The organism is Acinetobacter sp. Q85-2 (genome assembly GCF_013420555.1).
GTDB classification, from domain to species: domain Bacteria; phylum Pseudomonadota; class Gammaproteobacteria; order Pseudomonadales; family Moraxellaceae; genus Acinetobacter; species Acinetobacter indicus.
The window spans coordinates 20,467-29,661 of sequence record NZ_VOXW01000027.1; the positions used below are offsets into that span (position 1 = coordinate 20,467).

At 48.6% G+C, this 9,195-nt stretch carries 10 protein-coding genes; 2 read left to right on the forward strand and 8 right to left on the reverse strand.

The window, feature by feature from the left end; translation table 11 throughout:
• Positions 1-39: 39 nt before the first annotated feature.
• The gene (locus tag FTT68_RS12610) at positions 40-507 is read left to right on the forward strand and encodes an Lrp/AsnC ligand binding domain-containing protein (RefSeq protein WP_005179867.1); all 468 of its coding nucleotides are present in this window, start codon (positions 40-42) and stop codon (positions 505-507) included.
• A 99-nt stretch (positions 508-606) separates the two neighbouring features.
• Here the strand turns inward: FTT68_RS12610 and FTT68_RS12615 are convergent, their stop codons facing one another.
• Complete coding sequence (locus FTT68_RS12615; protein WP_045795528.1) at positions 607-1,287, reverse strand: HAD-IA family hydrolase; 681 nt, start codon at positions 1,285-1,287, stop codon at positions 607-609.
• A gap of 92 nt (positions 1,288-1,379) precedes the next feature.
• Here FTT68_RS12615 and FTT68_RS12620 point away from each other — a divergent pair, with 92 nt between their 5' ends.
• Positions 1,380-2,147: a hydroxymethylpyrimidine/phosphomethylpyrimidine kinase gene (locus FTT68_RS12620; protein WP_016659477.1), complete on the forward strand. Its 768-nt coding sequence runs from the start codon at positions 1,380-1,382 to the stop codon at positions 2,145-2,147.
• A 78-nt stretch (positions 2,148-2,225) separates the two neighbouring features.
• Here the strand turns inward: FTT68_RS12620 and FTT68_RS12625 are convergent, their stop codons facing one another.
• The 7 genes from FTT68_RS12625 to FTT68_RS12655 form a co-directional block, all read right to left on the reverse strand.
• A complete protein-coding gene (locus FTT68_RS12625; protein ID WP_127798794.1) occupies positions 2,226-3,320 on the reverse strand; it encodes a catalase family protein in 1,095 nt (364 codons plus the stop codon).
• 153 nt (positions 3,321-3,473) lie between these two features.
• Complete coding sequence (locus FTT68_RS12630) at positions 3,474-4,130, reverse strand: nuclease-related domain-containing protein (RefSeq protein WP_180056346.1); 657 nt, start codon at positions 4,128-4,130, stop codon at positions 3,474-3,476.
• A 234-nt stretch (positions 4,131-4,364) separates the two neighbouring features.
• Positions 4,365-4,850: a methylated-DNA--[protein]-cysteine S-methyltransferase gene (locus tag FTT68_RS12635; protein ID WP_005179878.1), complete on the reverse strand. Its 486-nt coding sequence runs from the start codon at positions 4,848-4,850 to the stop codon at positions 4,365-4,367.
• Between the two features lie 33 nt (positions 4,851-4,883).
• The gene (gene sugE, locus FTT68_RS12640) at positions 4,884-5,201 is read right to left on the reverse strand and encodes a quaternary ammonium compound efflux SMR transporter SugE (protein WP_005179881.1); all 318 of its coding nucleotides are present in this window, start codon (positions 5,199-5,201) and stop codon (positions 4,884-4,886) included.
• Positions 5,202-5,504: 303 nt separating this feature from the next.
• Entirely contained in the window at positions 5,505-6,206 is a 702-nt protein-coding gene (locus FTT68_RS12645) for a copper resistance protein B (protein WP_373685563.1), read from the reverse strand.
• 283 nt (positions 6,207-6,489) lie between these two features.
• A complete protein-coding gene (locus FTT68_RS12650; RefSeq protein WP_180056343.1) occupies positions 6,490-8,304 on the reverse strand; it encodes a copper resistance system multicopper oxidase in 1,815 nt (604 codons plus the stop codon).
• 41 nt (positions 8,305-8,345) lie between these two features.
• Positions 8,346-8,813 carry a hypothetical protein gene (locus FTT68_RS12655; RefSeq protein ID WP_180056333.1) on the reverse strand — a complete coding sequence of 156 codons (468 nt, stop codon included), beginning with the start codon at positions 8,811-8,813 and terminating at the stop codon, positions 8,346-8,348.
• Positions 8,814-9,195 lie beyond the last annotated feature (382 nt).

Below are 9,195 nucleotides of genomic sequence, written 5' to 3' on the forward strand. Positions count from 1 at the left end.
ATTTTTTCAGGATATTTTTTGGAATAAAGGAATTTTTAGATGCGTAAATTAGACCGGATTGATCGCATGATTTTGGACATCCTGCAAAACAATGGCCGGATTGCGATTAGTGAGCTGGCGGCCAAGGTCAATTTATCCACCACGCCCTGCTCGGAACGGGTTAAACGGCTGGAACGCGATGGCATTATTATGGGCTATTATGCCCGCCTGAATCCTGAACTGGTGGACAAGAAACTGCTGGTATTTCTGGAGATTAAACTGTCGGCCAAATCGGGCGATGTGTTTGATCAGGTGGCGCGAGATCTGGTGGATATTCCGGAAGTGCTCGAGTGTCATCTGATTTCCGGCGAGTTTGATTATCTGGTTAAAGCACGGCTCAAAGAAATGAGCGCCTACCGGCGTTTACTTGGCGATTTACTGAAAAAACTGCCAGCCTCAGCCTCTTCGCACAGTTATGTGGTAATGGAAGAAGTCAAAGAAAGCCTGTATTTAAATATTGAAGGCTGATGTTTTAGCGAGTTACCCGGACCCGTCTATGTGATCAGACACATGGGAAATTCATCCACCGACTGATGAATACAGCATCAGCCGAATGGATTTTTTATATTAAGCCTGACAGGATGCCAATGCACTATTTAAGTCAGCCACCACATTCGGCAACTGGGAAAACTGCTGAATACGGGCTTTTGGTGCAGCATGATCCAGCTCTTGCATCGTGCCATAACCATATTCGACCGCGACCGCTTCGATGCCGTTATGTCGCGCCCCCAGCACATCATATTCCCGGTCGCCGACCATAAGACATTGGCTGGCCTGCAGCTGTTCCTGCTCCAGAATATAGGCAATTAATTCATCTTTATGGGTCCGATCACCATTCAGCTCGCTGCCATAAATGCCGGTAAAATACTGTTCCAGCTCAAAATGCTCCAGAATCTGCCGTGCATAAATGGTCGGCTTGGCCGTGGCTAAAAACAGCTGATAGCCCTGGAGTTTCAAGGTTTGCAAGGTTTCCGCCACAGTCGGATAAACCTTATTTTCATATAAACCGGTCACGGCAAAACGCTCGCGATAACCCATCAGTGCCTGTTCCGCCAGCACATCATTCGGTTCAACCTGTAAAATTTTTGCCAGTGAAGCTTTCAGTGGCGGACCAATAATCCAGTCAATATTTTCAGATTCTGGTAGTGGATGACCAATTTTTGCCAGTCCATAACGCGCCGAGGTGGTAATACCCACTTTTGGATCGGTCAGGGTGCCATCCAAATCAATCAGCAGATGTTTAATCATGAATTTTTCTCCCCCTTCGACCGTGAAATACACTCGAGACTTGATTCAAAGTTGCCTATACTAACGTAAATTCATGATTGAAGGATATGGATGTGCGTCCAACGGTACTTTGCTTTTCTGGTTTAGATCCCTCTGGGGGCGCGGGCTTACAGGCTGATATTGAAGCGATTGGTCAAAGTGGCGCACATGCGGCCATTGCCTGTACCGCCCTCACGGTGCAAAACTCGCAGCAGGTGTTTGGCTTTGAAGCCACTTCCAAAGCATTGCTACTGGCCCAGGCCAATGCCGTGGTGAACGATCTGCCAATTCGCTGTGTTAAATCGGGAATGCTCGGCACCACCGACAATATTGCAGCGCTGGCAGATTTCTTGAGAGAACATCCGGACTATTACTATGTGCTGGACCCGGTTCTGGTCGCCAACAGCGGTGGCTCTCTGGGTGATCAGGCGACTTTGGTCAAGGCCTTTGTCGAGCTGATTCCACTGGCAACCTTACTGACCCCGAATACGGTAGAACTGCGTGCCCTGACCGGTGAAGATGATCTGGAACTGGCCACCCAGAAACTGTTTGCGATGGGTGCCAAGGCGGTTTTGGTTAAAGGCGGCCATGAAGATACCCCGGATCACATCCGCAATGCTTTATATATAGATGGTGAACTGATTTCAGAAACCCGTTGCCCGCGTTTAGAAGGCGAATACCACGGTTCGGGCTGCTCGCTGGCCAGCTTTATTGCCGGCCGTTTAGCACTAGGTGATGAACTGCAAGCCGCTGTGAATTATGCTGAAACCTGGCTGTTTGGGGTACTAAAACAGGCAGAAAGTCCGGTACCGAATGGTCAGAAGATTCCAAAACGCTTTTAATCCTTAATATAAAAAATACCTGCTATAAAAAATACCTGCCCCATGGCAGGTATTTTTTCGACCTGAATCTGAAGCCCTTTAATCCGGCATATCATCCAGCTGCTGCGGTTCGGCTCGCGGCTGGGTATTCATCCGGTGCCGGAACGAGGCGGAACGTTCATAAGCCTGTTTACGTACCCGCATAATCGAACCCAAAGGTTGATGCGCCTGCACGCCATGCCACGGGTTAAACGACAACACATCATCGGCATAAACCCGCCGCTCCGGACTATAGCTGTCCTGTTTGGGAAAATGTAAGGTACCAATGGTCTGATGCGCAGATTCTTCTTCCGGCCATAACACCGAGGCATCTTCAATGGGCATCCGTTCCAGACTGGTACACAATTGCGCACGCAATACATAATCGGCGCTATGGTGCTTAAAGAAATCGCGGACCAGATCCCGGATGCTGGAGTCATGACTAATCTGCATCGGGATATTGGTCAGCTGGCGTACCGAAGTCGATTCCGGCGTCACACTGAGTTTTGCCATATAGTCGCCATAACGCAGTGCAGCCATGGTGTGATAGGTTTCACCGAGAATATGGTTCTGACTGCGCGCCCAGCCTTTTAAAGTTACCGGTACTTCTAAACCGGCTTTATCCACCAGTGTATTTAAACTGCGCGCCATACTGCGCATGCCTTTTAACATCGGATCGGGCGCCTGTTCCGCGCGTGTCACCAGGGGCAGCATCTGCTGGTATTTACGCAGCGTGCCAAAGGCCAGCACCGGAATATTCACCATCAGAATATCCTGGTTTTTACCATCACTCGGATCATCGGCCAGTAAGCGTGCGCCCGGCACATTCAGGATTTTTAAGGCAAAGCCATGCGGTACTGGCACCTGGTCACTGCGTAAATCTCCCGGCGCAGCCGATAAACGCACCATCACATCATAATGTCCTGGCTCGGCAAAAATTCCCTGCGCCAAATGCGGCGGCAACACCGGCACGGTCAAAATACCTTTCAGAAATGCATGTGATTTGGCATGCGCATCGCGGACTGCATGGCGATGCTTGTCAAACACCTGTTGTCGGGCTTGGGCCATATGCTCGATAATATCTTCAATCAAGCGGCTTTCATTCGGCTGTTCCTGTTCAACCTGCGGGGTATACGGTAGATACGGCTCTGACATCGTGAACGCTCCTGTTCCGGCCTGAACATCTGGCAAAAATTGGCTAATATCCACCAATCTAGCAAGCTGAGAGCCAGAAAAATATAGTGCTTATTCAACAGTTCAGGAGAGTTTGGTAAGCGTAGACGACTCAGCTCAACACGATACTTGGGTTCAGTCTTGATGATGTCTGGATTTAAGCTGCGCCACATGCGCGCGCCGGGTTTGCCAGGACGGGTCCAGTACTTCTTTTTCCAGTCGTAATTGCAAACGTTTTAAGCGCATGGCGGAGATGACTTCGGTCTGGAACTCCTGTACGTAATTTACCCAGCCTGTCCCTTGAAATACCTGCTTTGGCATCTCTGTTTTAAATTCGCAGCCCGGCATAAATACCACTATTGAATGTAAATGTTCCGGCTCCAGCAGATCAGCCAGCAAATGACTCAACACCTGAGTATGTTTGTAATTCTGATGCAAGGGATTCTGGAATTTATAACTCTTTTTATAAATTTTCTGGGTCCACATTTTTTGCCGCGCACTGCCAAAAATCCAGCCCTTATAGTTTTTGCTTTCTATCACAAAGACGCCAAAAGGACTTAATAGCACATGATCAATTTGTGTGGTGCCACCATCCTGATCGGGCAAGGTCAAATCATTAAGTAAAATATAACGCTCATCCAGATGTTGCTTGGCCTGTCGCAGAACAGCCCACTCCCCAATTTTGCCTTTTAAATCCGGCAGAAACACCCGCAGCAGGCTCAAGCCCAGCAGAATCAGCAACAGCCACCACAGCTGTGAAATCAACATACGCAAAATATTTACATCATGCATTGCGGTTTTATTTTAATAGTGATGATCTTGGCCCAAATCTAACATAAAACGGCGTTCCATTCAGGAATGATAATGCTGGTTTAATCTTCATTATCAGGTGGATACAGAAAGATCCCATCTACCTGAAGATGTTCAATCTGGATAGTGATCTATTTTTTTAATCAACGGATGCTTACTGATTTAAGCTGTTTATTGGCCTGCACTAAGCGATGCAACACCATAAAATATCTATATTTATTTTTGTTGTTGTTCCAGTTTTAACAGAATCTCTTTATTGTCTAATCCGCCGGCAAAGCCAACCAGTTTACCGCCGCTGCCAATCACCCGATGACAGGGTGCAATAATTGAAATTGGATTTTGGCCATTGGCCGCACCGACGGCCCGTACCGCTTTGGGACTGCCGACCTGCTCGGCGATTTGCCGGTAGCTTCGGGTTTCGCCAAAAGGAATATTCAGCAACGCCTGCCAGACTTTTTTCTGAAACTCTGTGCCTTCAAAATCTAAAGGCAGTTCAAAAGTCTGGCGCTGGCCCTGAAAATATTCATTCAGCTGTTGTTGTGCGTCGAGTAAAATCGGATGATCCAACTGCTCTACCAGCTCGGCCTGCCGGACCCGTTTGGGATTTTCATTGTCCCAGATCACAGCGACCAGCGCGCTGTCTGTAGCCACCAGTTTTAAACGCCCGACCGGAGAAGGCATATACATAAATGCAAGTTTCATCTCCTTCTCCTGTTCAGTTTTAGTCTAGCTTGATTATGCCGATGAAAGTTTCATCAGCACAAGACCGGAAATAATTAACACTGCCGCCAGCATACGCATGGCCGATGCCGGCTCGCCCAGTACAAAAATACCCACCAGAAAAGAACCGACCGCACCAATTCCGGTCCAGATGGTATAGGCCGTGCCCAGCGGCAAACTACGCATGGCATAGGCCAGCAGGCCAAAACTGAGCACCATAAAGAAAATGGTCAGAATGCTCGGGGTAAGTTTGGTAAAACCGTCTGAAAGCTTCATAAAATAAGCCCAGACAATTTCAAAAATACCGGCAAAAATTAATACGATCCAGGCCATGACGCCCTCCTCCATTATTCAGATAGGGTCAGGCCGTCCTGACGATTTTTCTTAAAGACAGCGCCTTTAAGGGAGGTCGTTCCTCCAGAATTACGGTATCAGTATAGCAAAAATCCACCGCCTGCCAGTAGAACACCGTTGGAGGGGAATAAGCTTCAGCTCAAGAGGGACTGAAAATCACAACCCAGATAATGCGATTCAAACTTTTTCACTTGAGTGAATAAATTGCTTGCTGGGGCATACGTCGTTTCTCCAGCAAGCAAAAGGATGAACCAAAGCCCATCCAGTGTATGGATAAATGCTTTAAAACTTCAACCGTAATCCGGCACCATATTGCCAGCCCTGTTCCGACTCCGTCGCATCCTGCTCAGCTGTCTGGGCCAGCCCTTTATGATAGCCATAGGCCACATCTACAAACGGCATGACTTTTTTGCTGATTTCATAACGCATCTGAAGCCCGGTCTGCAGCTGGTTTAAACCAGTTTTCTGCGCCTGTTCCGATTCATCTGAAAGTACCAGCTTGGCCTGCAAATAAGGCGCCAGAATCAGTTTCTGGGTCAGCAAAAAATCCCGCTCAGTATCCAGACTCAGCTGCACCTGCTGATCTTCGGCAAGGGACAGATAGGCCTCGGTTTCAAAGAAATACGGCGCTAGCCCATGCAGGCCAACCACACCACGCCATTGCTGTGCCGAAGTCTGATCCTCCTGATAGGCCACACCAGCCTGGATATCCCAAAAATCAGAAATCATCCGGCTATATAAAACCTGTGCCTCATATTCAGCTTGTTGCGACTCGGCCTGCTGGGTATGCAGTTTGAAAAACAGCTTGTGTTCATCCGTTCCGACCCGGCTTTCCAGCTCGGACTGCCACACTCCGCGTCCACCCGCATGCTGCATCCATTTTGATTCCAGCATACTGGACTGATACCACTGCCCGCCATGCTCCTGCCGGTGATCATGCGTTGTTGCCGTTGCAGCCTTCTCCACCAGATGAGGCATGCTCATGAGCTGATGTTGCTGATGTTGCTGATGTTGCTGATGTTGCTGATGTTGCTGATGTTGCTGATGTTGCTGATGTTGCTGATGTTGCTGATGTTGCTGATGTTGCTGATGTTGCTGATGTTCAGCCTGCATCATCTGCTCGTGTTGTGCATGCATATCGACAGATTTTACTGACGTCTGCGGTACAACTTCATGTTCTGCAGCGTGAGAAGATGGGTGCTGTGTCTGCGCCGATAACATCGGTGTCGCAAACAGCATGGCTCCCAGCAGATTGAAACGGGCAAAATTAGTGATGTGCATGTGCGTCTCCTGAAGACTGAACAGCAGCAGGCAGCGCAGATGGAGCTGCAGGTAATAATTGTGTCTGCTCTGGCATCACCTGTGCCACCACTAACTTATTCATCATGCCCGAACTCATGTGATACAGCAGATGACAATGGATTGCCCATTCCCCCAGCTCATCGGCGGTCAATAACGCGCTCACGGTTTTTCCAGGCGGTACAATCAGGGTATGTTTATTTGGCAGGTCGGCAGCGGCCTGGCCATTTTCCAGCTGCATAAACATGCCATGCAAATGCATCGGATGCGCCATCATGCTGTCATTGATAAATTTCAGCCGAATCCGTTCGCCATAGGCCACCTGCAACGGTTCAGCCTCGCTAAATTTCTTGCCATTGATGGTCCAGATATAACGTTCCATCGTGCCGCCCAAACGAATCACCAGCTCTTGCACCGGCGCGCGCGTATCCGGCTGCGGCTTTAAGGCTTTTAAGTCCGCATAGCGAAGTGCTTTATGTCCGGCGGGTGTTGAGGCATTGGCCCAACCTTGAGGGACCGAACTGGCCGAAGATTTTGACTGCGCCTGCGTTGCATGCGATGAATGCACTGCAGGATGATCTTCGGCTACCGTTAAAGATTCAGTCTCTTTAATGGCAACATGCGTCATCGATGGATGCTGCAGGGTCGAAGATGTGGATGACGCACTATGTACCGCATGTGGCGCAGTACTTTCTGCACCATGAGCAGCATGTCCCATATCTTCCATGGTCAATACCGCACGTGGTCGTGCGGTTGGCATGTGCAGTGGCGGTGGTTGCATGCCCTGTTGCAATAAACTACCAATGGCAAAGCCTGAACGGTCAATTGATTCTGCTTCAATCTGGTAATGACCGGCTTTTGGTTCCACCAGTACATCATAGGTTTCAGCCGTCCCGATTCGGAACTCATCTACAGGCACCGGCTGGACCGGCTGGCCATCAGCGCTGATGACGGTCATTTTGAGCTGCGGAATGCGCACATCAAAAAACGACATGGCCGAGGCATTAATAAAACGTAAACGTACTTTTTCATTTGGTCGAAACAGTCCGGTCCAGGCCTGTTCCGGCGTTTTGCCATTGATTAAAAACTGATAACCGGTGACATCCGACAAATCGGTTCTGAGCATACGCATCTGGTTCCACATGGAACGTTGCTGCCAGGTCTGTTTCAGGCCCTGCTGTTTCACCTGCTGCAACACATCGGCCAGGGTTTCACGCTGGTTCTGATAATACTCGGCCGACTTTTTCAGATTATTTAAAATCGTGTCGCTGGAAGATGCGTGAAAATCGGACAGCATCACCACATAATCCCGCTCGGCCTGCTCATGCGCAGCCACAGGCTGTTTGCCTTTGGGATAAATGACTAGCGGGCCATATAGCCCATCCTGCTCCTGACCTTTGGAATGGGCGTGATACCAGTAGGTGCCCTGCTGCCGTAGCTGAAAGCGATAAGTAAAATGTCCCTTCGGCGCAATGCCCTGAAAGCCGTTAAAGCCCGGCACGCCATCCATTACACCCGGTAATAACAGACCATGCCAGTGAATGGAAGAATCGCGATTTTGAAGCTGGTTATGCACATGAATCACCGCTTCATCACCTTCCTCAAATTCAAGCAAGGGGGCTGTGAATTGGCCATTCACACTTATTTTTTTGACAGTTTTTCCGGTCAGCTTGACCGGCTGCTCATCAATATACAGATGATATTCCCGGACTGCGGCCATCGCCCAGGACGATGCGCACAGACATAAGCCAAGCACGATGGCCTGACGCAATTGAATTGACATGATTTATCCTTAAAACAATAAAAAAAGAAAAGTTTTTAAAGTCAGGATAAGGTTTTCGGTGGACGCAGGATTTCCTGCCAGTAGCCGGGTAAATGCTGGGCATGATAGAGATGAAAGTGCGGCTCAGACTCAAAGGTCGGGCTTGCCTGTTCCAGCACAGGGAGCGCAATCTTGAGATAGCTCAGACCCGGCTGGCAATGTAGGGGTGGACAATCCTGACAGTTTAAATGCTGCTCTGGATGATGTACCTGCTCGCAGTCGGGTAACTGTGCAGATGGACTGGTGCTATGATGGCTTGGGTGATGTTGTTCTACAGGAGAATCTGCCTTTTCAGCATGACAAGGTGTAGGTGATGAAAGGGATGATTTCGCACTGGTGATCGCGGCAGAGTTGGACAGTTGCATGGCCGCATGCGCTGGTTGTACAACCGCCAGCACAAGACTGCTCCATCCCATGACAAATGCCATCAGATAGCTGAACCACACCGGTTGTCTGCGCTGTGTATACAACAGGATTTCCTCACCCCATAAGACCAAACCCCAGCGTTGAAGCTGCTTAAAACAGCTAAACGCCTGTGCAAACCAGCATAGAGAAATTCAAAGTTATACACAATGCTTTAAATTTTAAATTGCTGCTGCCGGGAAGATTGTTTTGCATATCAATAAAATAATAAAGTTATTTATTGTGCAGTATAACTCTTAAGCAGAGCTGAATAAAAAGGCAGGAATTTTAGGGCTTTTGCTCAAATAAAAAGGACTCATTTGAGCATTGCTGTCCCACAATTTTTCACAAGAGGAAGCTCATTTGAGCTTCCTCTTGTTTTATGGGTATTTTATCGGGTGAAAATAAAGCTTTTAAAGTTCTTCTTTCAAACAAATTCACTTGAATTAT